The sequence below is a fragment of the Sphingobium chungangianum genome (genome assembly GCF_977014255.1).
The window spans coordinates 1,301,681-1,326,202 of record NZ_CDRNIV010000006.1 but is presented as its reverse complement, the minus strand read 5'-3'; the positions used below and the strand labels follow the sequence as shown (position 1 = coordinate 1,326,202).

Here is a 24,522-nt window from a genome sequence, read left to right as displayed (position 1 = left end):
TTGCGATTGACTCGCAATAGCGTACCTTGCTCTCCGTAACGCAACGGATAAAAAGGTGCTCGCATATGCCCCGTGGAGAGATCACCCCCCTCGACCTGCCCGGCGCAATGCCTCCCGGCTACGGCAACCGCCTGTTCCTCTATGCGATGCGCCGCATGGCCAGCGCCGGGGTCGATGATGCCCACGCAGCCAACGCCATGCTCGGCGCGTTCGGCCGCAGCTACCGCCGCCCCCTCGTCCTGATGCGCGCCATGATGCTGGAACTTGCCCGCTGCGCCACCCGCCGGATACTCGTCGCGCCCTGCTGCTGCGCCCGCATGACCGCCGACGAAGCATCGCTCATGCATTCCATCAGCACAGCGCTACAGGACCCGCCTGCATCCTATGAGCAACTCACATCGCTGCTCGGCACGGACGATGTCCTTGGCGCCCTGACCTGCCTGCAAGCCGTCTCTCAGGCCCATAGCGATCTAGGCCGCCCCCTCGACCTTTACGCCGGAGCCTGACCACCTTTATCCGTAGCGGCGCTACCAACACTCGCATCCACCAGTCCGCTGCGCATCATCAGCCAGAACAGGATGATGCCCGGCAGCGCCAGCACCGTCGTCAGCAGGTAGAAATCGACATAGCCGAACCGCTCGATCAACGCGCCTGCTGACGTCCCGGTCAGGAACCGCCCAACAATGCTCGCCGCCGCCGAAATCATCGCATATTGCGCAGCGGTGAAACGCAGGTCGCACAGCGCGGAGAAATAGGCGACCACCGCAACGCCGCCGATCCCGCTAGCGAAATTCTCGAACCCGATGGCCCCCGCCATGCCCACATTGCTCTTGCCGGTCGCCGCCAGCAGGGCAAAGCTGAAGTTCGACACCGCCATCAGCACCAGGCTGATCAGCACCGACCGCTTCAACCCCAACCGTGCATACAGCACCCCGCCCACGAAAATCCCGGCCAGCAAAGCCCAGAAACCCACGCCCACATCGTAGATCGCGATCTCCTCATTGCTGTACCCCAGATCGTTGAACAGCAGCCGGAACGTCAGGTTCGCCAGCGTATCGCCAATCTTGTGGACGATGATGAACAGCAGGACGAGCAGCGCGCCCTTGCGCTTGAAGAAATCCACGAACGGCCCAATGATCGCCTGCACCAATTCGCCGCCCGTCTTCCGGGAAGCAATCTCCCGATGCCGTTCAGGCTCGCCAACGATCAGCGCCGCCAGCATCGCAGGCAGCGCGAACAGCGAACAGACCAGATAGGCCAGCGTCCAGTCCCAATATTGCGCCACCACCAGCGCCAGGGCACCCGCCGCCGCCGCGCCGATGCGCCATCCATATTGCGACATGCCCGCGCCAACGCCCAACTGCTCGGGCCGCAATATCTCGATCCGATAGCCATCGATGATGATGTCGAACGTCGCCCCCGCAATCCCCAGCAGGATCGCCGCCCGCACCGTCCCCATCAGATCGGTCGCCGGATCGACGACCGCCAGATTGACCACCGCTGCCATCACCAGCAGCCCCGCCACCAGCATCCACGACACGCGCTGCCCCAACCGATGCAGCAGGGGCAACTTCACCCCCTCGATCACCCAGGCCCACAGCCATTTGAGATTATAGGCGAGCAACACCAGGCTGAACGCCGTAACGCTCTTCTTGTCGATCCCATCCTGCGCCAGCCGCGACGCCAGGTTCGCGCCGATCATGGCAAAAGGAAAGCCCGATGAAATCCCCAGGAACAGCGCAGCCAGCGGCGCCTTCTCCACATAGGGCTTCACCGCATCCAGCCAGCCTCGGGTGCCCACGGCAATGTCAGTCATGAAAAAGGTGCGCCCCCAAAATGCTTATCGCGCCACCATATGGCCAATCATCGGAGAAACAAGCAGAACTCGCCCCGACCATATGACCGGTTCAGGCCGTACAACCCACAGACACCGACTTTCCCCGAAATGACGCTTCGGGAGCCTTCCTATCATCTCCCCTCCCGCAGGCGGGAGGGGTCGGGGGTGGGCTAGCGCAACACCGGCCTCATCAAATGGGCTCACGCAAGGCTCGCTACGCTCGCGCCCACCCCTAACCCCTCCCGCCTGCGGGAGGGGAATGTCTTGGATGGGTGGAAGGCGGACTGGCGGCTTTAGGAAAGGGAGGCCCCTATGCGGCTATCACATGATGAGATACTTCGCCTGTTTACAAGGAAGGTGAGCGAGTCAGTTATGGAATGGGTGAAGAGCTACCGTAAACATGTGTCGGGAGAGCAGCCGATCGCGCTCCTGATGCTTATATTGAAAGTTTGTCAAAAATTCCGGACTATTTGCTTTGGTCTCGCAGCGCTTGTTCTCGGTTGGGGCATTTGGACAGCTTTGACGGTCGATATGAAGTTCGGTGCCTCAATGGGCCTAATAATTTTTCCAGGAATCGCAATCTTCATCAGCTTGGTCGGAATATTCAGTTATGGCGTGGCTGAACTCCTTCTATCGCCAGCCCGGCATAAACACTGAAGTGACCGGTTCAAAGCAAGGGACAAGATCGGCTGAATGACTGGCTCTGGTCGTTAGTGACCTGTTCCCAATTGAACCTGTCATCAACCAACAGCGCATCCGCGCCTCGCCAACCTCACCCAACCCGATCAAACAAATGCAACCCACGCGGCACGCGCGGCAGATCCCCACCACGCAGCACCGCCTCAATCACCCCGATCGAAGCCAGCAGATCACGCGGCAAATAAGGTTTCGCCAGACACCCTACCGCCATCTCATGCGCATCAACCGGACAGGCGCCGCTGACGAACAGCACTGCCAGCCCCTTTGCATAGGCATGACGCGCCACATCAATGCCCGTCTTGTCGCCATGCAGGGTGATATCGGCGATCACCAGATCGACCTCATCCTGCTCAATGACGCTGATCGCATGGTCATAATCCTCGACAGTCGCGGCCACGCGGTAGCCAGCCTGTTCCAGCACATGCTCGTTGTCAAAGGCGACCAAAGGCTCATCTTCCACCACCAGCACGCTGATGATGGCCTGTGTCTGCTGCCGTGGCTTCGAGTCCCCTTTGACTAGCCCGAAAAACATTTGCCGATCCGCCCCATATGCGCCATGCACCCGATCAAACGCGCGACCCCTTAAGGGAGTTGCGGCCGATCCTGCGCACTCGGCGACAGGACGGCACTATTCGTCATTTTCCCGGCATCTCCGATATGGGAATGCCGTCGCTTCGTTAAAAGGAACCGAGCGTGGAGCCGCCGAAAAAATCAGCACCGCCGCGCAGGACAGGACCGGGCGGTCCCCGGCGCCCCACGGACGGCAAGCCCGCCGGTTCGTCGCGCCCTGCCCGCCCGCCTTTCAAGAAAAGAAACGCTGCTCCAGCCAAGCCCGCAAATCCCCATCCGGCCCGCATGGCCGCTGCCGCCAGCGGCACGAACGAACCGCAACGCATCGCCAAACTGCTTGCCCGCGCCGGAGTGGCGTCGCGCCGGGAAGTGGAACGGATGATCGAGGAAGGCCGGGTCACTCTCGATGGCCAACTGATCTCGACCCCGGCAACGCTGCTGACCTCGCTCAATGGCGTGGCGGTGGATGGCAACCCGGTGGCGCAACCCGCTCCCGCTCGTCTCTTCCTGTTTCACAAGCCTTCCGGCTATTTGACGACTGAGCGCGATCCGCGCGGCCGTCCTACCATCTACGACCGCTTGCCCGCCGATCTGCCCCGCCTCATGCCCATCGGTCGTCTGGACATGACCACGGAGGGGCTTCTGCTCCTCACGACCGATGGCGAATTCAAACGGCAGATGGAATTGCCAGCGACCGGCGTGCCGCGCACCTATCGCGCCCGCGCCTTTGGCGAAATCAGCCAGGCCCAGCTTGAAGACCTGTTTATGGGCATAGAGATTGACGGCATCCGCTATGGCCAGATCGAGGCCAATCTGGAACGCCGCACCGGCCGCAATCAGTGGATCGAAATGACCCTGACGGAGGGTAAGAACCGCGAAGTGCGGCGTGTTCTGGAACATCTGGGCCTACAGGTGAGCCGCCTCATCCGCACCAGCTATGGCCCCTTCCATCTCGGCGAGCTCGCGTCGGGCGCAGTGGAGGAAGTGCGCCAGCACGACCTCATCGTCTTCCGCAAGAGCTTGAAGACGCCCAAATCCTGAAGCAAAACCCGTTCGCCCTGCGCTTGTCTTAGGGCTTTCCTTCTGCACGGACGCCAATCATGAGAATCATCGCAGGCCAATGGCGCGGCCGCCCGCTGGCAGCTCCCAAGGGCGACGCCACTCGTCCCACGGCCGACCGTACGCGCGAAACGCTCTTTTCCATGCTCGTGAGCCGTATCGGATCATTTGAAGGGCTGGCCGTCGGCGATTTCTTCGCGGGATCGGGCGCCTTGGGCTTTGAAGCCCTGTCCCGTGGCGCGGCTAGCTGCCTCTTCGTTGAACAGGATCAGGCGGCTCTGAATGTGATCCGCGCTAATGGCGACAAGCTCGGCATCCGGCCCGACATTCGGCAGAGTAGCGTGCTCTCACTGGGGCCAGCGCCGAAACCGCTGGACCTTATTTTCATGGACCCGCCTTATAATAGCGGCGCAGGCGTCGTCGCTCTCGACAAGTTAAGCCGTCTGGGCTGGACCGGCCCCGCGACCTGGATCAGCATCGAAACCGATCGCCGCGAAGATGTGGAGGTCAAGGGCTTCACCATCGACGCAACCCGCGACGTCGGCAAAGCCCGCCTGACCCTCCTAAGAGCAACCTGACTCCCTCTCCCCTTTAGGGGTCGATGAGAGGCGCGTGACTCTCATCGAGGTTGGGGAGGGGAACGCCCCAGGAGGCGTCCCCCCACCCATCAATCAAGCCGCTTCAGCATCCTCATAAGCCTGCGCTTCCTTGCCAATCAGTATCTCGGCGAGGAACCAATAGGCCTTGCCCCAGGCTTCCAACACGGCGTCCGTGGCAACTTCCGCGCCCAGAACATCGCGGATCGCGGGCAGCAGCGCTTCGGCAACCTTGGGATAATGTTCGGCCTTCACGCCGGTTTCGATGTGCCGCTGCACCATGCGCTCGACCGCGCCGGTCAAAGCCTGCAGCTTGTCGATATTCTCAGCATAGCCCAGGATCGCCGCAGCCAGGCGCTTCGGCTGCTCGCCGCTGTCTTGCGCCGCCTGATCGAACATGTCCTTGATCGACGCATCCTGGAACAGGCGCGCATACATGGCGGTCGTGATCTCCACCCCGTGGCTCCGCAGCGCGGGAGCGGTTGCTTTGACGATCGCGATGGTTTCAGCGCTGAGCTGGCTCATAAATGCACCCCTTTGAAATAGAGACTCGGCAAAGACGCCTTTACGGTACATCTTTAAACATGTAAATGATCTACATGTTTTCTCTGCAAACCCCGTTCAATTAACGCATTCCCTCATGCAATTGACCCGCCACACCGACTACGCCCTGCGCGTCCTCATCCATCTGGCCGTCACGCCAACAGGTCGCGCAACCATCCCCGAGGTCGCCCACGCATACGCTCTTTCGCGCAATCATTTGATGAAAGTCGTCCACCACCTCGGCCAAGGCGGGTTCATCCTCACCCAGCGCGGCAGAGGCGGCGGCTTCACCCTTGCCCGCGCGCCTGAAGCAATCAGGCTGGGCGATGTCGTCCGTCACACCGAAACGGACATGAACCTGGCAGACTGCGCAAGCTGCGGCCTCCGCGCCGCTTGTGGCCTATCGGGCATTTTGAAGGCCGCAACTACGGCTTTTCTGGCCGTGCTCGACCAGCACAGCTTGGCGGACGCCGCCAAAGACAGAACCGGGCTGGCGGCGCTTATTGCCGCCCTGCCCGGCGCCGTCTCTCCGGTCAGCGATGCCTGCGCGCCATCTTCTTCGAACGCGGTGCCTCGCCGGGATTGATGCAGCTATCCTGTACCGTGCGACTGCATAGCGGATAGTCTTTACCGCCTGCGGGCGGAGGGGTCATGTTGCCGCCAACGGTCACCGGATTAGCCGAACTGCCCACAGGCGCGGAAGGGTCCTTGGGCATCCCCGGCGTTGCGGGCATCATGCCGGTGTCGGCTGGAACCTCTCCAGTCGGCTGACCAGCATTGGGATCTGCCGCTGTCGCAGGACTCGCAGGCGTAGCTGGAACCGCCGGCATGCTATCAGTGGCTGGGGGTTGGGCCGTATTGTCCGGCACACCCTGAGCGATCGCAATGCCAGTAGCGCCGGTGGTAAAGGCCAGCATGGCGGCACCCGCAAGCATGATCGATTTCATGGGTAATCCTTTCCTGTTCATCACCCCGTTCTGCCTCTTGGCGGGTAGAGAACCAGATCGGTGACGCACGCGTTCCGATATCGGCGACGAACTGTGGCTCTGCTGCTATCAGGCGAATGACGGCTGTCTTTCAGCAAAGCGCTCAAGCTCTGAATTGCTCGCCCCTTTCCCTCATTGGAACCACTGGGCCTCCTTGACCTAATGACACAACGAGAGGCCGAGGGGGTGAAGGCCGTGGCGTTCCCCCTTGCATGATTCCTCTTTTGTTCTCATAAATTGCCATCAATCGCACGCGGCCAAGCCCTTGCTCCCTCTATCCATGCTCCCTAGTTGTTGACCATGACCCTCCCTGCTCCCTCGCCTGATGATCCGCCCTATCTTCAGGGCCTCAATGAGCCCCAACGGGAAGCCGTCCTCACTGTCGAGGGTCCGGTTCTTGTTCTGGCGGGCGCCGGAACGGGCAAGACGGCTGCGCTGACCGCACGGCTGGCGCATCTTATAGCTACGCGCCGCGCCTATCCGTCGGAAATCCTGGCGGTCACCTTCACCAACAAGGCCGCGCGCGAAATGCGCGAGCGTGTCGGACGCATGATTGGTCCAGCAGTAGAAGGCATGCCATGGCTCGGCACATTTCATGCCATCGCTGCCAAAATGCTTCGCAGACATGCCGAATTGGTCGGCTTGCAATCCAACTTCACCATTCTTGATACAGACGATCAGCTCCGGCTAATGAAGCAGCTGATCCAGGCTGAGGGGATTGATGAAAAGCGCTGGCCTGCGCGGCAGCTGGGTGGCTTGATCGATCAGTGGAAGAATAAGGGGCTGACGCCTGACGAAATCAGCGCGGGAGATAGCGAATCTTACGCAAATGGGCGCGGACAGAAATTATATGCTGCCTATCAGGCCCGCCTTCGCGATGTAAATGCCTGCGACTTCGGCGACTTGCTGCTCCATGTGCTCACCATATTGAAGCGCCACCGGGATGTGCTCGAAAGCTATCAACAGCGGTTCCGCTATATCATGGTGGACGAGTATCAGGACACCAACAGCAGCCAGTATCTCTGGCTCCGCCTGCTCGCTCAGCAGCGCAAGAATATCTGCTGCGTGGGTGATGACGACCAATCCATCTATTCGTGGCGGGGCGCGGAAGTCGCCAACATCCTGCGATTTGAAAAGGACTTCCCGGGCGCCAAGATTGTCCGCTTGGAGCAGAATTACCGATCCACACCTCATATTCTGGGCGCCGCTTCCGGTGTGATCGCCGAAAACGGCAACAGGCTAGGCAAGACGCTGTGGACCGACATCGACATCGGGGAGAAAGTCCGCGTCATCGGCGTTTGGGACGGGCCAGAAGAGGCTCGCCGCGTCGGCGACGAAATCGAGGCGATCGAGCGCTCCGGACGATCATTGGAAGATGTGGCCATCCTCGTCCGGGCACAGCACCAGACCCGCGAATTTGAAGATCGATTTATTCAGATCGGCCTTGCATATAGGATCGTAGGCGGCTTTCGCTTCTATGAGCGGGCCGAAATACGCGATGCGCTTGCCTATCTTCGCCTCGTCAACCAACCGGCCGACGACCTGGCATTTGAGCGGATCGTTAATGTTCCCAAGCGCGGTTTAGGTGACAAGGCCGTGGAGAAGCTCCACCGCCTTGCTCGGGCCGAGGCCATACCCTTAGCGCTCGCGGCTGCACGAATTCTCGATACCGACGAAATGACTCCCCAGGCACGCCGCAGCCTTGGCGCCTTCATCGGGGATTTGGCTCGCTGGCGCGATCGGGCGACCCAGCTTCCCCATGCCGAACTCGCGCGTCAGATACTGGACGAAAGCGGCTACACCGCAATGCTTCAAGCAGAACGAACGGCCGAAAGCGCGGGCCGCCTCGAAAACCTCAATGAACTTACCCGCGCCATGGAGGAGTATGAAACGCTGGGCGCGTTCCTTGAACATGTGTCGCTAGTTATGGACAATGACGCGCAAGCCGAGGAACGGAAGGTCACGATCATGACCATCCATGCGGCCAAAGGGCTCGAATTCGACACCGTTTTCCTGGCGGGCTGGGAAGAGGGTATTTTTCCTTCTCAACGGGCGTTGGACGAAGGCGGTCTCAACAGTTTAGAAGAAGAACGTCGGCTCGCCTATGTCGCGATTACTCGTGCCAGGAAGCTTTGCGTCATCCTTCATGCCGCGAACCGGAGAATATATGGCCAGTGGACCAGTTCCATCCCGTCGAGGTTCGTAGGAGAGCTACCTGCTGAACATGTCGAGGAGGAAAGCAGCATGGCGGGCGGTGCGTCCCTATGGCGTGCCAACTGGTCCGAGCGCGCTGATCCCTTCTCCAACGTGCAACGAGGTAGCGGGCGTGGCCCAGGCTGGCAGCGGGCGCAACAAAGTGGCCAGTTCTCCCGCGAACCCGTACGGATCGTGGAAGCTCGCGCGTCGGCGGTATCCCTCGGCAACAAGGGTCGAGATGATATGCACTTGGGGCTGCGCGTATTTCACCAGAAATTTGGTTACGGCACGATTGCGGAGATCGAGGGCAACAAACTCGAGATCGATTTTGAAACGGCTGGCCGTAAGCGCGTGATGGATAGCTTCGTGCAGCCAGCTTGAACTTGACCAAGTCAGTTTCCGTGCGGGTCATGCGCGTCAACCATCCGCTTGGGCAGAGTTTTTAAAATATCTCGTCGTTTTGCAGGAGTAGCGCCACTACCCCTGCGCCCTCCGCCTCCTCCACTGATCGAAGCACGATGGTCGAGGGCTATATAGCATGATCGTGAGAGCGGAGGAAACGCTCGCAGGCTTGGAGCGAACGTCGCCGATCTTCTGTCGCTCGCAATGATATGGGTCTCCTCCCCCATCACTTCCTCGCTGCCTAACGGAGATTGGCATATTGGAATGTGGTGTACGTCGATGCCGGAGAGTTATGCCAACTGGCGGGTCGTCGCGCGGAGAAGCATTTGCTGACGACTAACGGCAGTCTATCGCGACAAGGAAGATTGGTGGAGCCTAGCGGGATCGAACCGCTGACCTCCTGCATGCCATGCAGGCGCTCTCCCAGCTGAGCTAAGGCCCCATCGTTGCGCGGCATCATACCGCATCCCAATGGATTGGGCCATGTCCGGCATGGAGCCGTCGGCCGATATAGGATGCCAAGCACCCGCTTGATAGCTTCCGGGCTATACAGGTGAGGCTTGGACCGTCCGGAAAACTGGTGGAGCCTAGCGGGATCGAACCGCTGACCTCCTGCATGCCATGCAGGCGCTCTCCCAGCTGAGCTAAGGCCCCGTTACCAGTGTCAGCGCCGCTTGGGACCGGCGCTTCGGAGGTCGCTGCCATTAGGAGGCAGCAACTTCCTTGGCAAGCATAAAATTACTTAATTGTCGTCGTCGCCATCGTCGGCGGCGGCATCCACGCCGAGGTCGTCGTCACCGCCCAGGTCAACGTCATTGTCCGGCGAATCACCATCATCATCGACGTCCAGATCAAGATCCAGATCATCGTCTGCCGTCTCCAGTTCCCCGTCGGCGGTTTCGATAACCTTCTTCGGCGCTTCCTCGTACGGCAGCGGCTGCTTCGACTTCAGGACCGGTTCGGGTTCCCAAGCGGTGTTGCAGTTGATGCAGGAGACCGGGTCGTCTTTGCCCAGGTCATAGAAGCGCGTGGCGCATTTCGGGCAGGTACGCTTCGTGCCCCATTCAGCCTTGACCATGTCCGGCCTTGTCCTTCTTACGAGTGCTTCAACGAATATCACGCGGCACGACCATGTCGCCCGCGAAGCGACGGGCGCCTTGCCATAGCGGAACCGCGCTGTCAAAAGCCGGGCGCAATTTTTCAGTTTCCTGACAAACGGATTGACCCGTGACCACTTCTTCCGATCAGCCTGTTCCCATGACCTTCTCCAGTGCTCCTCCCCTTGCGGGCAGTGTAAGAGTGCCGGGTGACAAAAGCATTTCGCACCGTTCACTCATGCTCTCTGCACTGGCCGTTGGGGAAAGCCGCGTCGAAGGCCTGTTGGAGGGAGAGGATGTGCTGGCCACTGCCGCCGCAATGCGTGCAATGGGCGCGCAGATCCAACGAGACGATGATGGCATCTGGCACATTCGGGGCGTGGGCGTGGGCGGATTGCTGCAACCCCAAACAGCTTTGGACATGGGCAACAGTGGCACGTCGACCCGCCTACTCATGGGCCTGGTCGCAAGTCATGGCATCACTGCGACTTTCATCGGAGATGCATCGCTGAGCAAGCGCCCGATGCAGCGCGTCACCGAGCCGCTGTCCCATATGGGCGCCAGCTTCACCACCAGCCCCGGACACCGGCTGCCGCTCACCATGCGGGGCGCCTGCCCGGCTGTGGCGCTTGATTATCGCCTTCCGGTCGCATCAGCGCAGGTAAAGTCCGCGATCTTGCTGGCGGGTCTGAATACCCCCGGGGTCACGCGCGTCGTCGAGCCGGTTCCGACTCGCGATCACAGCGAGCGGATGCTCAAGGGTTTTGGTGCTGACCTGGACGTAGAAATCGATGCTGATGGGACACGGATCATCACATTAAAAGGCGAGGCCGAACTTCATCCCCAAGCCATCACCGTTCCCGGCGACCCCTCGTCGGCAGCCTTCCCCATGGTCGCCGCGCTGCTTGTGCTCGGCTCGAAGATTACCATTGAAAATGTCGGCCTGAATACCACTCGGGCAGGACTGATCGATCTGCTGCGCGAGATGGGTGGCGACATCGTCATCGAGAACCCGCGCGAAGTCGGCGGAGAGCCGGTGGGAGACATCGTCGTCACTGCGTCCCACCTGACGGGCGTCGAACCAGACCCCGCCCGAGCGCCCTCGATGATCGACGAATATCCGGTCGCCTTCATCGCGGCCGCCCTTGCCGAAGGCCGTAGCACCTTCCGAGGTCTTCAAGAATTGCGGGTGAAGGAATCTGATCGCATCGCCACCATGGCGGCGGGCCTTCGCGCCATCGGCGTGGGAGTGGAGGAACTGGAGGACGGCATCGTCATTGAGGGAAGCGGAGGTACGCTCCTGCCCGGCGGCGGCCCCATCGCGACCAAGCTGGATCATCGTATCGCCATGAGTTTTGCGGTGGCCGGTCTTGTGTCCAAAAGCGGCGTCACCGTCGATGACATGCGCCCGGTCGCGACCAGCTTCCCCGGCTTTACCGCGCTCTTACAAACGCTCGGCGCGATGGCGTGAATTTCGATTTTCCCAACGTGGTTGGCCTTGTTGGTAGCGGCCTCATGGTTATTGCTTACGCCTACAGCAATGTGGCGAAGGTGCTGAACTTCACACTATTCAACTTTCTCAATCTGATCGGTTCGTTGCTGCTGATCTACTCACTGACGGTTCATTTCAATGTCGCATCCATGGCGCTGGAGGTCGTCTGGGCCTTTATAGCCGTCATTGGCCTCGCCAAGACGTTGCGGAAAGGCAAAGCAGAATGATCATCGCCGTCGACGGTCCCGCGGCATCGGGCAAAGGTACGATTGCGAAGGCACTCGGACGCCATTACGGCTTGCCTGTGCTGGATACCGGTCTGCTCTATCGTGCGGTTGGGCTTGCTGTGCTGAAAGCCGGAGGCGATCCGGACCACGAAGCCGATGCGGTTTCAGCTTGCGATTTCGACGATGCAGTCCTCTGCGACCCTGCGCTGCGGAGCGAGGCCGTCGGCTCACTCGCTTCCCGCGTTTCCATCCACCCGAGCGTTCGCCAGGCGCTCGTCCAGCGACAGCGCGATTTTGCGACCCGATCGGGTGGCGCAATACTGGACGGCCGCGATATCGGGACGGTGATCGCGCCGGATGCGGATGCGAAGATCTTCGTCACCGCGAGCGTTCACGTGCGCGCCGAGCGACGCTATGATGACGCGCTTTCCCATGGTGGACACCCGGACATGGATAGTTTGATCGCGGATATTCAGGCACGCGACACTCGCGACATGAGCCGCGATCATGCGCCGTTGCGAATGGCTGATGGCGCAGACTTGCTCGACACCAGTAATTTGACTATAGACGCCGCCGTCCAGCAGGCGATTGCTCTGGTGGACGCCCAGTTGGAACGTCGGCAACAGGCCTGACGCGATGACGGCGCTTGGGATTCCCAGGCGCCCTTTTCGCTTATCCAAAGAGCGTCTCACCCGACATGGCCGAACGGATGTTCGCGCGGCAATCCGGCCGTGCGGACGGTTTGGCCTCAAAGACCACCGGATACAACCGGTAGGCCAGCAATGACGAGTGAAGGACTTAAACATGGCCTCTACGGCATTCCCCTCGCGCGACGATTTCGCCGCGCTTCTCAATGATTTTCTCGGTGGCGAGGACGGCGGCTTCGAAGGTCGCGTCGTAAAGGGCACCGTTACCGGCATCGAAAACGACATGGCGCTGATCGACGTCGGCCTGAAGTCGGAAGGCCGCGTGCCGCTGCGCGAATTCGCTGCGCCGGGCCAGAAGGCTGATCTGAAGGTCGGCGACGAAGTCGAAGTCTATGTCGATCGCGTCGAAAACGCCCATGGCGAAGCCATGCTGTCACGCGACCGCGCTCGCCGCGAAGCCGCCTGGGACAAGCTGGAATCCGAATTCACCGAAAATGCCCGCGTCGAAGGCGTCATCTTCGGCCGCGTCAAGGGCGGCTTTACCGTCGACCTCGACGGCGCCGTGGCGTTCCTCCCCGGTTCGCAGGTCGACATTCGCCCCGTGCGGGATGTAACCCCGCTGATGGACATTCCGCAGCCTTTCCAGATCCTGAAGATGGATCGCCGCCGCGGCAACATCGTCGTGTCACGCCGTGCCATCCTGGAAGAAACCCGCGCCGAACAGCGCAGTGGCCTTATCCAGACGCTGGCCGAAGGTCAGATCATCGAAGGCGTCGTCAAGAACATCACCGATTATGGTGCATTCGTTGACCTGGGCGGCATCGATGGCCTGCTGCACGTCACCGACCTCAGCTACAAGCGCATCAACCACCCGAACGAGATGATCAACATCGGCGATACCGTCCGCGTTCAGATCATCCGCATCAATCGCGACACCCAGCGCATCAGCCTCGGCATGAAGCAGTTGGAAAGCGATCCGTGGGAAGGCGCCGCTGCCAAGTATCCGATCGGCGCCAAGCTTTCGGGCCGCGTCACGAACATCACCGAATATGGTGCATTTGTCGAGCTGGAGCCGGGCATCGAAGGTCTGGTTCACGTTTCGGAAATGTCGTGGACCAAGAAGAACGTTCACCCCGGCAAGATCGTTTCGACCAGCCAGGAAGTCGAAGTTCTGGTTCTGGAAGTCGATCCCGAAAAGCGTCGTATCTCGCTCGGCCTCAAGCAGGCCCAGAACAACCCCTGGGACAGCTTTGCCGAACGTCACCCGATCGGTTCGACCGTCGAAGGCGAAGTCAAGAATGCAACCGAATTCGGCCTGTTCATCGGCCTGGACGGCGACGTCGACGGCATGGTTCACATGTCGGACATCGCATGGGGCATTTCGGGCGAAGACGCGCTGGCTCTGCACCGCAAGGGTGAGTTGGTTCAGGCCGTCGTTCTCGACATCGACGTCGAGAAGGAGCGCATCAGCCTTGGCATGAAGCAGCTTGAGCGTGGCGGCCCGGCCGCTGGCGGCACCACCGCCGCTGCAGCGGGCCTGAACAAGAACCAGACGATCACCGTCACGGTTCTGGAAGTTCGCGACGGCGGTCTGGAAGTCCAGGCTGGCGACGACGGCGCAACCGGCTTCATCAAGCGCAGCGACCTCGGCCGCGACCGCGACGAACAGCGTTCGGAGCGCTTCCAGATCGGTCAGAAGTTCGACGCGCTGGTTACCGGCTTCGATCGGGCCAAGAAGCCGACCTTCTCGATCAAGGCTCTGCAGATTGCAGAAGAGAAGCAGGCAGTCGCTCAATATGGTTCGTCCGACAGCGGTGCATCGCTCGGCGACATCTTGGGCGAAGCGCTGAAGGCCAAGAACGAAGGCTAATCCCTTCGGATATAACTAAAGTAATAGGCCCGTCGGAACTTCTTCCGGCGGGCTTTTTATATCCCAAAATGAGAAAACAACTACCGACATTGGATAATTGTCATGTGGGTAGGGACTCACTATGACTAAACTGGGAACCAGAAGGGGGAGCTGGAGGACCAATGATACGCTCGGAATTAATTCAGACTCTGGCAGAGGAAAATCCAGACCTTGGCCTTCAAGAGGTCGAGAGGATTGTAGACCTCTTCTTCAAGGAGATTGTTGACCGCCTGTCGGGTGGCGGCCGGGTAGAATTGCGCGGTTTCGGCGCCTTTACCACTCGTGCGCGAGACGCGCGGACGGGGCGCAATCCGCGTACGGGGGAACAGGTCCCTGTCTCGGCCAAGCGGGTGCCCTACTTCAAGCCGGGCAAGGAAATGCGCGAACGGCTGAACAGCAAGACTCAGTGAACTCCAGCACATCTTGACCTACGCGTTCGGAAAGGTCAGTGGGAGCGCCACGCGGACGTGGCGAAATCGGTAGACGCAGCGGACTTAAAATCCGCCTCCCCCTGGGAATGCGGGTTCAAGTCCCGCCGTCCGCACCAAGGGTATCACGCATCGCACGTGAAGTTGCCGCAAGGCTGGATATTTTGCCGCGCTTACCGCAATGATGGCGCATGGCCGGTGCAATCAATCCACAAAGTTTCAGCGATTCCCTCGTCATCTTGGGGGCCGCCGGGCTGGTTATCCCCGCCTTTGCACGCTTGAGGATCAGTCCCGTCATTGGCTTCATCCTGGTCGGGCTAGCTGTCGGCCCATCGGGCCTTGGCGCGCTGGTCGCCGAATATCCGTGGCTTTATCATGTCACCATCTCAAACAGAGGAGCGATTGAACCATTCGCTGAGCTTGGTGTCATATTACTTCTCTTCTCGATCGGGCTTGAGCTCAGCTTTCGCCGCCTCTGGACAATGCGTGCCCAAGTGTTCGGGGTCGGTGCCGCCGAACTAATCGGGGGAGCGTCGCTGATTGCTTTGGGCCTCTACTTTCTGGGACAGCCAACCGCCGGGGCTGTCGGATTGGGTCTTGCCCTAGCCCTTTCCTCGACGGCCGTGGTGCTCCCTATGGTGGGCACCCAAAGCGCCGTGGGCCGGGCCGCCTTCGCGATGCTATTGTTCGAGGATCTGGCGCTGGTCCCAATAATATTCATGCTCGGCGCGCTCGCGCCGTCAGTAGCCTCCAGTCCTGACGGTGCCTGGAGCGAACTGGCCGATACGTTGCTAAAAGGCGGCATCACGATCGCGGTGATGCTCGTTCTTGGCCGCATTTTTCTGTCACATATCTTCAGCCAGGCCGCGCGGACCAAAAGTCCTGAAGTTTTTCTTGCAGCCAGCCTACTGGTAGTCATCGTCTCGAGCATCGCGACTTCGCTCGCAGGCCTTTCGCCAATCGTCGGCGCACTGCTGGCAGGCCTACTCATCGCAGAGACCGAATATCATGGTGAGGTCGAAGTGATGACAGCCCCTTTCAAGGGGCTGGCGCTTGGCGTGTTCCTCATCACTGTGGGCATGAGCCTGGACGTCCGGGTGATCCTGGCGAACTGGCCGAGCCTTGTTCTTGCGGTCGTTGGAGTTGTCCTGGTCAAAACATTGGTCACCGCCGCGCTCCTCTATTTTTCGGGCGCGCGAAAGGGCGTGGCTCTGGAAGTTGGCGTGCTGATGGCCAGTCCTTCTGAAACGACCCTCATCGTGCTTTCGACAGCAGCAGCAGCCAAGCTCATTCTCCCCTCCACCGCAGCCTTTTGGCAGATCGTCACGGCCATCGGCCTGACGATCACGCCACTTCTCGCGCGTATCGGTCACGACATTGCGCGCAGGCTGGAAATGGCGCTTGGCGAGGAAGCGCCAGACCTACAGCAGGAAAGTACCGAGGCGGCCGCTGTCGTAATCGGGTTCGGGCGCGTCGGGCGAATGGTGTGCGATCTGCTTCGCCTCCACAACCAGCGTTTCACCGTTGTTGAATCCGACCCGGACGTAGTGGCGGAGGGGCGTCGTGGCGGCTACCCAATCCTCTTCGGGGACGTCGCGCGCGTCGAAATGCTCGACAAGCTCCGTTTGGGCCATGCGCGAGCGTTGATCCTTACCATGGACGATCCCGTGCTTTCGGTGCGTGTCACGAAACGGGTGCGTGGATGGGTGCCGGATTTGCCGATCATCGCCCGTGCGCGCGATACTGATCATGCGGCACAGCTCTACCGGGCGGGCGCAAGCGATGCGGTTCCCGAGACACTCGAAAGCTCGCTGCAACTCGCAGAAACCGCGCTCATCGATCTGGGCGTGGCGATGGGGCCGGTTATTGCCTCGATCCATCAAACGCGTGAGGACTTGCGCATGGGCATTAAAGATGCGGCGCAGATGGATACCGCTCCTAAACTGAGGCGACTCCGCCCTGACGAGGTGCCTAAGGTCCAATAGCTACAGCATTGTCAGGCCCCGTACCCGACATGCCGCTCCCATCCCAGTTCGGTTCCTTGTCCATCCGTTCCAATACTGTGCTTGCGGTCTCAGCAAGGTTACCGCCATGGGGGTTATAGGCCACGGGTAGTAAATTGCGTCGCGCCTCTTTGCGGTCACCGATACGCAATTGCTGCATCGCCAGGGTCATGCGCAGGCCGAGATCAAAGGGCGCCAGTTCCGACGCGCGCTCCAGTCCTTGAAGTGCGAGCGAAGATGGCGTTTTCCCCTGCCGGGCGAAGCTGTCATAATAGTAGAAGAGCGGCAGCGGATGGTCATTTTCGATGCGATTGAGTGCAATGAAAGTGGCGCGCGCTTGCTTATAGCCCTCGTCCTGATCCGGGGCATCTGGCGCCATGCGATAAAGGGACAGCCCCTTCTGGACATAGGCGTTGACCTGCTTCGGGTCGTTAGCCAGGGCAGCATCTGCTGCGGCGATCGCTTCCTTATCGTTCCCAGCGTCGTGTTCGGCCTCCGCCAACGCGGATAGGACCGCTGGATCTTTCGGGAAGCGCGAAGCTATGGCGCGCGCGTCCGCCAGAACGGCCTTGGCCCCTTCATCGTCGACGCCGCGCCTGGAACGAATGATGACCGGCATCATTGCGTTTGCTCCCGCACTTACTCCTTGCACGACAACGGGGCCGGTTTGGATCATGCTGGCTGGCAGCTTGAGCATGGTCATGCGGGATTTGAGGAGATAGCGGTCTAACTCGTGTTCGAGCTGGCCGAAATCTCCAAACGCTTCGATCGCAGCAGACCGTGGGTCCTTACCCTGGGACATAAGGGTGAGGTAGCGTGAAAGCTGGCCTTTCCTGTCAGGGCTGAAAGTCAGGTAATGATAAAGCAGCCAGCTCTTGCCGTAGAACGCATCATACCCCTTGCCTCGGCGCTTTTCATAGGCGGCGGGATCAAGCAGATCGTTCGCGGTCACGTCGATCGCCATATAAAGCTCATAGGCGCGATGCTGCGCGGGCCGCCCGAGTTCGACCCCGCCATCATTGGGAAAAGCGGCTGACGAAAAGAACTCCGCCGCACCTTCCGACATCCAGCGCGGCATCGGGAAGTTGCTCGATCCGATCAGAAAATAATGTGCATATTCATGGAGCAGCGTGATCATCGACGTGTCGATCTGACCGCGCGTCGCTCTGACCCGGGGAACGATCGCGACCGATCCTCCAGCACGGGGTATGTAAAATCCGCCTATATATTGCGAATTGGCCCCATAAAGCTTTCGGACCTGGGCTTCACTGCTCACCACATAGATAGTGAGGCGATTGGAGGGGCTAGGACGGAGGTTCGGCGTTCCCGTGACCGCCGCCATGGCCGCATGGTAGCTTTCAAGCTGCTGTGAGAAGAGACGAGCGTCCGTTGCCCGAGCTTCGGCATAAACAACGAAATGGTCGCTCGAAGCTTCCAGCCATTCAGCACGCGCTGCAGCGGGAACCAGCAGTAAACAGATAGCAACAAGAAACCGCATGATCCCCCCGATCATTGTCTCTCATCAGATTAGCGGTGATGACAGCAGAAACAAGGTGGCGAAAGCGCAGCTTAAGCATCGCCTCCTTGTCGGCGGTCTTCGAATCCTGGAATTTTTACGCCGGGACGCTGGCCAAGGCCGCCTTGACCGCGTCTATCGCGGCCCCCGCCTTTTCTGCTTCCGGTCCACCGCCCTGAGCCATGTCCGGACGGCCGCCGCCGCCCTTCCCGCCTAGCGCTTCCACGCCCGCACGGACAAGATCGACGGCGCTGATCGTACCGGTGAGGTCATCCGTCACGCCTACCGCGATGCTGACGCGACCGTCCACCACGGCGAGCACGGCGGACACGCCGCTGCCCAGCGCGGCCTTGTTCTGGTCAACGATCCCGCGCAGTTCCTTGGGATCAAGCCCTTCGATGACTTGGCCGATGAAGTCGATCTGGCCAACCTTCTCAGGGCCAGCTGCCTGAGCGCCGCTGCCCCCGCCGAGGGCCAGAGCCTTCTTCGCTTCGGCCAATTCACGCTCGAGCTTACGGCTCTGTTCCACCAGAGCGGCGATGCGCGCGGGCACCTCTTCAGCGGTGGTCTTGAGCGCGGCGGCCGATTGGCGCAGGCGATCTTCGCGGTCGGTCAACCACAGGCGGGCCGCTTCTCCGGTCAGTGCCTCGATGCGGCGAACTCCTGAAGATACCGCGCTTTCGGAGATGATCTTGAAAATCGCGATGTCGCCCGTCGCGCGGACGTGGGTGCCACCACACAACTCAACCGAATAGCTGTTCGCGTCACCCTTACCCATGGAAAGAACGCGGACCTCGTCGCCATATTTTTCGCCGAACAGAGCCATAGCGCCCGCCGCGATAGCGTCATCGGGCGTCATGAGGCGCGTCGTGACGCTCTCATTGTGGCGGACCTGTTCGTTCACCAGGCTTTCAATCGAGGCGATCTGACCGTGGGTCAGCGCTTCGGGATGCGAGAAGTCGAAGCGGAGACGATCGGGCGCCACGAGGCTCCCCTTCTGCGTCACATGAGCGCCCAGAGTGTTCCGGAGCGCGGCATGGAGCAGGTGGGTAGCGCTATGATTCGCCCGGATGCGATCGCGGCGGTCGGTGTCGACGGTGAGATGCACCGTATCGCCAACCTTGATGCTGCCCGTCCCGATTTTTGCCCGATGCGCGTGCAGTCGACCAAGTGGCTTTGCGGTATCTTCTACATCAGCCACCAGACCGGACAGCGACGTAATCGTGCCCGCGTCTCCCATCTGGCCGCCGCTTTCGCCGTAGAATGGCGTCTGATTTGTGACGATCGTGACCGTATCACCGGCCGATGCGCTGTCGAAGTTCACACCGTCCTTGACGATCGCCAGCACCTCGCCCTCGCCCTCGGTCGAGCTGTAGCCGATAAACTCGGTATTGCCCGTTTTCTCGGCAATATCGAACCAGATTTCGTCAGACGCCTTTTCACCCGAACCCTTCCATGCGGCGCGAGCGGCGGCCTTTTGCTCGGCCATCGCGGCGTCGAAGCCTTCACGATCAACGCCCAGGCCGCGGGACCGCAGCGCGTCTTCGGTCAGGTCATAGGGGAAGCCAAAGGTGTCATAGAGCTTGAACGCGGTTTCGCCCGGCAACGTGCCGCCTTCGGAAAGATCGACCGTCGCTTCGTCGAGCAGTTTGAGGCCCTTTTCCAACGTCTGGCGGAAGCGGGTTTCCTCACGCAGCAGCGTTTCCTCGATCAGCGGCTGAGCGCGGACCAGTTCCTGATAGGCCCCCCCCATTTCGGAGACAAGGCTAGGCACCAGACGGTGCATCAACGGATCCTTCGCGCCGATGATGTGGGCGTGGCGCATGGCGCGGCGCATGATGCGACGAAGGACATAGCCGCGGCCTTCGTTCGCGGGCAGCACGCCGTCCGCGATCAGGAAACTGGTGGAGCGAAGATGGTCCGCGATGACGCGGTGGCTGGCCTGATGCTCGCCATCGATGGCGGTCTTGGTCAGCGCGCCCGATTCCTCGATCAGCGCCTTGAACGTGTCGGTGTCGTAATTGTTATGGACGCCTTGCAGCACAGCGGCGATGCGCTCCAGACCCATGCCGGTGTCTATGCTGGGCTTGGGCAATTCGCCGACGATCTCGTTCGCTTCTTGCTCATATTGCATGAAGACGAGGTTCCAAATCTCGACGAAGCGATCACCATCCTCTTCCGGCGATCCCGGAGGGCCGCCCCATATATGATCGCCATGGTCGTAGAAGATTTCCGAACACGGGCCGCAGGGGCCGCTGTCACCCATGGCCCAGAAATTATCCTTGGTCGGAATGCGGATGATCTTATGCTCAGGAAGCCCGGCGATCTTCTTCCACAGGTCGAAGGCTTCGTCGTCGGTATGATAGACAGTCGCGGTCAGCTTTTCCGCCGGGATGCCCCATTCTTTGGTCAACAGGGTCCAGGCGTGAGTGATCGCCTGTTCCTTGAAATAATCGCCGAAGCTGAAATTGCCCAGCATTTCAAAGAAGGTATGGTGGCGCGCGGTATAGCCGACATTGTCGAGATCGTTGTGCTTACCGCCTGCACGAACTGACTTCTGGCTGCTGGTCGCGGTTTTGTAGGGCCGTGATTCCAGGCCCGTAAAGACATTCTTGAACGGCACCATGCCCGCGTTGACGAACATCAGCGTCGGGTCGTTATGCGGCACCAGAGGCGCTGAAGGAACGATGGTGTGGCCGTTCGCCCCGAAATAGTCGAGGAAGGAGCGGCGAATGTCGTTGGTCGATGTCATGCGCGCGATTTAGTGGGAAGCGCCCCGGCGCACAAGCGGGGCTTTTCATCGCAGCGGTCAAGTGGGGTCTCTTATCCGACAAGACACGCAAATCGGCCATTTACGGGCCTGTCGGCATTGCCCCTATCCCAAATCAATAATAAGGCCGCGTCATGGACGACAACACCCGCCGCGCAGCCCTGGATTATCATCGCTTTCCCCAGCCGGGGAAGCTACGGATAGAACCTACCAAGCGCATGGTGAACCAGCGCGACTTGGCGCTGGCCTATTCGCCCGGCGTGGCCGCCCCCTGCCTGGAAATCGCCGAAGATCCCGACAAAGCGATGGACTATACGGCGCGCGGCAATCTGGTCGCGGTGATCTCCAACGGCACGGCCGTGCTGGGGCTGGGTGCCATCGGTGCGCTTGCCTCCAAGCCGGTGATGGAGGGCAAGGCTGTCCTCTTTAAGAAATTCGCCGACATCGATGTGTTCGATATCGAGGTGGACACGACCGACCCCGAAAAGTTCATCGAGGCCGTGGCGCTGCTGGAGCCGACATTCGGCGGCATTAATCTGGAAGATATCAAGGCGCCGGAATGTTTCGCCATCGAGGCGGAGCTCAAGAAGCGGATGAAGATTCCGGTCTTCCACGACGACCAGCATGGGACGGCGATCGTCGTGGCGGCCGCCGTGCGAAACGCGCTGGTCTTGCAGGGCAAGACATTGTCAGAAGCGCGACTGGTTACATCCGGGGCGGGAGCCGCGGCGTTGGCCTGCGTCGATCTGCTGGTGTCGATGGGCCTTCGGCAAGAGCATGTGACGCTGACGGACAAGGATGGCGTCATCCATTCCGGTCGTGAGGGCATGTTGCCGAACATGGCCCGTTACGCGCGCGAGACCAATGCGCGGACTTTGCCCGAAGTGCTGCCGGGGGCTAATATTTTCCTGGGCCTGTCGGCGCCGGGAGTATTGAATCCTGAGTGGTTGCCTCTTCTCGCGCCGAATCCACTGATCTTCGCGCTGGCGAATCCGGAGCCAGAGATCCGGCCCGAGGTCGCGCGCGAGGCAAGGCCCGACGCGATCGTTGCAACCGGGCGCTCCGACTATCCCAATCAGGTCAATAACGTCCTGTGCTTCCCCTATATGTTCCGGGGGGCGCTGGACGCGCGAGCGACCGAGATCAACGAGGCCATGAAGGCCGCAGCGGCGGAAGCGATCGCCGCGCTCGCCCGGTTGCCAGCGCATGACAGCGTTGCGCAGGCCTATGGTGGGCGGCGGCTGGCGTTCGGGCCGGACTATATCATTCCGACGCCCTTCGATCCCCGGCTGATCGCGGAGATCGCCCCTGCGGTCGCCAAAGCTGCGATGGACAGCGGCGTGGCGAAGCGATCACTGGATATCGAAGCCTATCGCCGGTCACTGGCCCAACAGAACACGCGATCAGCGCAGCTGATGCTGCCGGTGTTCGAGGCCGCGCGGGGCACCTGCCGCCGCATCGCCTATGGCGAAGGCGAGGATGAGCGCGTGCTGCGCGCGATTCAGGACGGTCTGGACGAGGGGATCGTTCGTCCCGTCATCGTCGCGCGGCGGCGGATATTGAAGGATAAGCTGCCCAGCCTTGGTCTGCGGTTCGAGCTGGATCGCGATGTGGAAGTGGTCGATCCCGAAACCGATCATGAACTGCTCGGGCAACTGGTGGATGCGTATCGCGCCATCGCAGCGCGCAAAGGCGTCCCTACAGCCGAGTTGTTGCGTCACGTATATCGGCGCCCGACGGTCACGGCGGCGATGCTGCTGCGCACCGGGCGCGTCGATGCGGCGCTGGTTGGCGGCAACAGCGAATATTGGGGTCAGGTGGAACATGTCCTGCGGATCATCGATCGTCGGCCGGGGCATAGTCGCGTCTATGCGCTGTCGGGACTGATTCTGGACGCAGGCGCGCTGTTCATCACCGATACGCATATGGTCCCCGATCCGACACCCGAGCAGGTGGCCGAGATGGCTATAGCGGGTGCGACCGAGCTTCGGCACTTCGGCCTTTCGCCGCGCGTGGCGCTTCTTTCGCATTCGAACTTTGGAGCTTCGCACAGCCCCAGCGCGCGGAAGATGCGGACGGCCTTGCAACTGGTCCGCGAACAGACGCCGGACCTGCTGGTCGACGGTGAAATGCACGCGGATGCCGCACTCAGCCAATCGCTGCGGGAACGATTGGTGCCAGATGCTCGCTTTGAAGGACCTGCCAATCTGCTGGTGATGCCCAACCTCGATTCGGCGAATATCACCCTCACCGCGCTGTCCGCGTCGTCCAGCTCACCGACCGTGGGGCCGATGCTGATGGGGCTGGCACAACCCATTCACGTGCTGACGCCGGGTGTCACCGCTCGCGGTGTCCTGAACCTGACCGCAATCGCGGCGGCCGAGGTGGATCGGGAAGGCTGAGCTTAACCTTTTGCATGCAATAGAACGGGCATGGCGCGACTGATCCGGAATGTAGCGAAAGCAGCGGGACCGAAGCTGATCATAGGCGGCGTGCTTGGCGCTGCCGGTTTGCTGGTGAACATTTATATGGATCACGGGCGCGATCTAAAGTCCTCGCCGCAGAAGGTCGCCTCACCTGAAAGCACCCTTGCCAAGGCACCGATCGAGCGAAGCCGGTCACAGCCGCTGCCCGTCAATCCGCACGCGCTGGTGGTAAAAAGCGTGCTCCCGATCGAGGGGCCGTTCCGCCATGGCGACTATGTCTGGGATGAGAGCCAAGCGCCCGCGAAGGGGCCGATTATCATCACGGTGGACCTGAAGGCTCAGACGCTGTCAGCCTTTCGCGCTGGCCATGAAATCGGCGCGGCAGTGATCCTATATGGTGCCGATGACAAGCCCAGCCCCTTGGGCGCCTTCCCCATTACGCAGAAGGACGCGGACCATGTGTCCAGCCTTTATGATGCGCCGATGCCCTACATGCTGCGACTGACGAATGATGGCGTGGCGATCCATGGCAGCGACGTCAAATGGGGCAGCGCCACCCACGGTTGCATCGGCGTGCCGACCGCCTTCGCGCGCAAACTGTTTTCCGCGGTCAGGCTGGGGGACCTGGTGATCATCACGCAGGGTAAGATGCTGGACACCAGTCAGGTTCGAGACGCAGGCTGAACCGCGTCAATCCTGTTCACAAAGCGGATTGCCATCGCGACCCGTGACGCGCAGCGCAGCGCTGGCTTCGCTCGATGCGCGGGGGAAGCTGACGCCTTCGAGTGAACCCCGACCCTCGCAAAGATCAGCGCACTTCAGGTCGAGCACACCGGGGAAGGCGATCTGATCGCCATCATATTGGGCGACGATGATGCAGCCACCGGCCCGATCGAAGCTGAGTATTAGCTTGTCTCCGGCTCGCTTTGCGGAACCCCGCCCCCGACAGCGTTGATCCTTGCCGAAAATGGCCTCGGCGCCGAAGCGGAAATCGCCGGATCGACCGGGAATGATGCACAGGCTGTCACTGCCCGCCTCATGGCGCCGCTGGAAAAGTCCGACGGGAGACGATCTGGAGGTGTCCGCGATGACGCCGCTTTCGATGGCTGCGCGTTCGAG

General features: G+C 60.8%; 21 protein-coding genes and 3 tRNA genes. 15 read left to right on the top strand and 9 right to left on the bottom strand.

The window, feature by feature from the left end; translation table 11 throughout:
- The first annotated feature begins 65 nt into the window (after positions 1-65).
- Positions 66-506: a DUF6628 family protein gene (locus ACWNC0_RS13685; protein ID WP_449472278.1), complete on the top strand. Its 441-nt coding sequence runs from the start codon at positions 66-68 to the stop codon at positions 504-506.
- Here the strand turns inward: ACWNC0_RS13685 and ACWNC0_RS13680 are convergent.
- Positions 491-1,816: an AmpG family muropeptide MFS transporter gene (locus ACWNC0_RS13680; protein WP_449472276.1), complete on the bottom strand. Its 1,326-nt coding sequence runs from the start codon at positions 1,814-1,816 to the stop codon at positions 491-493. The two genes, ACWNC0_RS13685 and ACWNC0_RS13680, sit on opposite strands and share 16 nt — an antisense overlap.
- A gap of 333 nt (positions 1,817-2,149) precedes the next feature.
- On the opposite strand from ACWNC0_RS13680, the gene ACWNC0_RS13675 reads away from it, so the two are divergent.
- Positions 2,150-2,494, top strand: a complete 345-nt coding sequence (locus ACWNC0_RS13675; RefSeq protein ID WP_449472274.1) for a hypothetical protein — start codon at positions 2,150-2,152, stop codon at positions 2,492-2,494.
- 115 nt (positions 2,495-2,609) lie between these two features.
- Here the strand turns inward: ACWNC0_RS13675 and ACWNC0_RS13670 are convergent, their stop codons facing one another.
- Positions 2,610-3,068, bottom strand: a complete 459-nt coding sequence (locus tag ACWNC0_RS13670) for a response regulator (RefSeq protein WP_449472272.1) — start codon at positions 3,066-3,068, stop codon at positions 2,610-2,612.
- 161 nt (positions 3,069-3,229) lie between these two features.
- On the opposite strand from ACWNC0_RS13670, the gene ACWNC0_RS13665 reads away from it, so the two are divergent.
- On the top strand, positions 3,230-4,147 hold the full coding sequence (locus tag ACWNC0_RS13665; protein WP_449472270.1) for a pseudouridine synthase: 918 nt from the start codon (positions 3,230-3,232) through the stop codon (positions 4,145-4,147).
- Positions 4,148-4,206: 59 nt separating this feature from the next.
- Positions 4,207-4,743: a 16S rRNA (guanine(966)-N(2))-methyltransferase RsmD gene (gene rsmD / locus ACWNC0_RS13660; RefSeq protein ID WP_449472268.1), complete on the top strand. Its 537-nt coding sequence runs from the start codon at positions 4,207-4,209 to the stop codon at positions 4,741-4,743.
- Positions 4,744-4,836: 93 nt separating this feature from the next.
- Here the strand turns inward: rsmD and ACWNC0_RS13655 are convergent, their stop codons facing one another.
- The gene (locus tag ACWNC0_RS13655; RefSeq protein ID WP_449472266.1) at positions 4,837-5,286 is read right to left on the bottom strand and encodes a globin domain-containing protein; all 450 of its coding nucleotides are present in this window, start codon (positions 5,284-5,286) and stop codon (positions 4,837-4,839) included.
- 115 nt (positions 5,287-5,401) lie between these two features.
- Between ACWNC0_RS13655 and ACWNC0_RS13650 the strand changes: the two genes are divergently transcribed.
- On the top strand, positions 5,402-5,890 hold the full coding sequence (locus ACWNC0_RS13650; protein WP_449472264.1) for an Rrf2 family transcriptional regulator: 489 nt from the start codon (positions 5,402-5,404) through the stop codon (positions 5,888-5,890).
- Here ACWNC0_RS13650 and ACWNC0_RS13645 read toward each other — a convergent pair.
- Positions 5,838-6,251 carry a Fe-S oxidoreductase gene (locus tag ACWNC0_RS13645; RefSeq protein WP_449472262.1) on the bottom strand — a complete coding sequence of 138 codons (414 nt, stop codon included), beginning with the start codon at positions 6,249-6,251 and terminating at the stop codon, positions 5,838-5,840. The two genes, ACWNC0_RS13650 and ACWNC0_RS13645, sit on opposite strands and share 53 nt — an antisense overlap.
- Before the next feature lie 339 nt (positions 6,252-6,590).
- On the opposite strand from ACWNC0_RS13645, the gene ACWNC0_RS13640 reads away from it, so the two are divergent.
- Positions 6,591-8,867, top strand: a complete 2,277-nt coding sequence (locus ACWNC0_RS13640) for an ATP-dependent helicase (RefSeq protein WP_449474620.1) — start codon at positions 6,591-6,593, stop codon at positions 8,865-8,867.
- Between the two features lie 387 nt (positions 8,868-9,254).
- Here the strand turns inward: ACWNC0_RS13640 and ACWNC0_RS13635 are convergent.
- The 3 genes from ACWNC0_RS13635 to ACWNC0_RS13625 form a co-directional block, all read right to left on the bottom strand.
- Positions 9,255-9,330 (bottom strand) — tRNA-Ala (locus tag ACWNC0_RS13635).
- A 136-nt stretch (positions 9,331-9,466) separates the two neighbouring features.
- Positions 9,467-9,542 (bottom strand) — tRNA-Ala (locus tag ACWNC0_RS13630).
- A gap of 88 nt (positions 9,543-9,630) precedes the next feature.
- Positions 9,631-9,966, bottom strand: a complete 336-nt coding sequence (locus tag ACWNC0_RS13625) for a TIGR02300 family protein (RefSeq protein WP_449472261.1) — start codon at positions 9,964-9,966, stop codon at positions 9,631-9,633.
- A gap of 149 nt (positions 9,967-10,115) precedes the next feature.
- On the opposite strand from ACWNC0_RS13625, the gene aroA reads away from it, so the two are divergent.
- From aroA to ACWNC0_RS13590, 7 genes are all read left to right on the top strand, one after another.
- Positions 10,116-11,456 (top strand): 3-phosphoshikimate 1-carboxyvinyltransferase, encoded by a 1,341-nt coding sequence (aroA, locus tag ACWNC0_RS13620; protein ID WP_449472259.1) that lies wholly within the window; start codon positions 10,116-10,118, stop codon positions 11,454-11,456.
- A complete protein-coding gene (locus ACWNC0_RS13615) occupies positions 11,453-11,704 on the top strand; it encodes a CBU_0592 family membrane protein (RefSeq protein WP_449472258.1) in 252 nt (83 codons plus the stop codon). The genes aroA and ACWNC0_RS13615 overlap by 4 nt, the downstream gene beginning before the upstream one ends.
- Positions 11,701-12,336 (top strand): (d)CMP kinase, encoded by a 636-nt coding sequence (gene cmk, locus ACWNC0_RS13610; protein WP_449472256.1) that lies wholly within the window; start codon positions 11,701-11,703, stop codon positions 12,334-12,336. The genes ACWNC0_RS13615 and cmk overlap by 4 nt, the downstream gene beginning before the upstream one ends.
- A 172-nt stretch (positions 12,337-12,508) precedes the next feature.
- Positions 12,509-14,221, top strand: coding sequence for a 30S ribosomal protein S1 (gene rpsA, locus ACWNC0_RS13605; RefSeq protein WP_449472254.1), 1,713 nt, complete (start codon positions 12,509-12,511; stop codon positions 14,219-14,221).
- Between the two features lie 161 nt (positions 14,222-14,382).
- Positions 14,383-14,670 carry an integration host factor subunit beta gene (locus tag ACWNC0_RS13600; protein ID WP_449472252.1) on the top strand — a complete coding sequence of 96 codons (288 nt, stop codon included), beginning with the start codon at positions 14,383-14,385 and terminating at the stop codon, positions 14,668-14,670.
- A 51-nt stretch (positions 14,671-14,721) separates the two neighbouring features.
- Positions 14,722-14,807, top strand: a tRNA-Leu gene (locus ACWNC0_RS13595).
- A gap of 72 nt (positions 14,808-14,879) precedes the next feature.
- Positions 14,880-16,673, top strand: a complete 1,794-nt coding sequence (locus tag ACWNC0_RS13590; RefSeq protein WP_449472251.1) for a cation:proton antiporter domain-containing protein — start codon at positions 14,880-14,882, stop codon at positions 16,671-16,673.
- Here ACWNC0_RS13590 and ACWNC0_RS13585 read toward each other — a convergent pair.
- Together ACWNC0_RS13585 and alaS are read right to left on the bottom strand one after the other, a co-directional pair.
- The gene (locus ACWNC0_RS13585; RefSeq protein ID WP_449472249.1) at positions 16,660-18,189 is read right to left on the bottom strand and encodes a hypothetical protein; all 1,530 of its coding nucleotides are present in this window, start codon (positions 18,187-18,189) and stop codon (positions 16,660-16,662) included. The genes ACWNC0_RS13590 and ACWNC0_RS13585 overlap by 14 nt on opposite strands.
- A gap of 115 nt (positions 18,190-18,304) precedes the next feature.
- Positions 18,305-20,959: an alanine--tRNA ligase gene (gene alaS, locus ACWNC0_RS13580; protein WP_449472247.1), complete on the bottom strand. Its 2,655-nt coding sequence runs from the start codon at positions 20,957-20,959 to the stop codon at positions 18,305-18,307.
- A gap of 152 nt (positions 20,960-21,111) precedes the next feature.
- Here alaS and ACWNC0_RS13575 point away from each other — a divergent pair, with 152 nt between their 5' ends.
- Positions 21,112-23,379 (top strand): NADP-dependent malic enzyme, encoded by a 2,268-nt coding sequence (locus ACWNC0_RS13575; protein WP_449472246.1) that lies wholly within the window; start codon positions 21,112-21,114, stop codon positions 23,377-23,379.
- A 30-nt stretch (positions 23,380-23,409) separates the two neighbouring features.
- Positions 23,410-24,087: a L,D-transpeptidase family protein gene (locus ACWNC0_RS13570; protein WP_449472244.1), complete on the top strand. Its 678-nt coding sequence runs from the start codon at positions 23,410-23,412 to the stop codon at positions 24,085-24,087.
- Positions 24,088-24,522 lie beyond the last annotated feature (435 nt).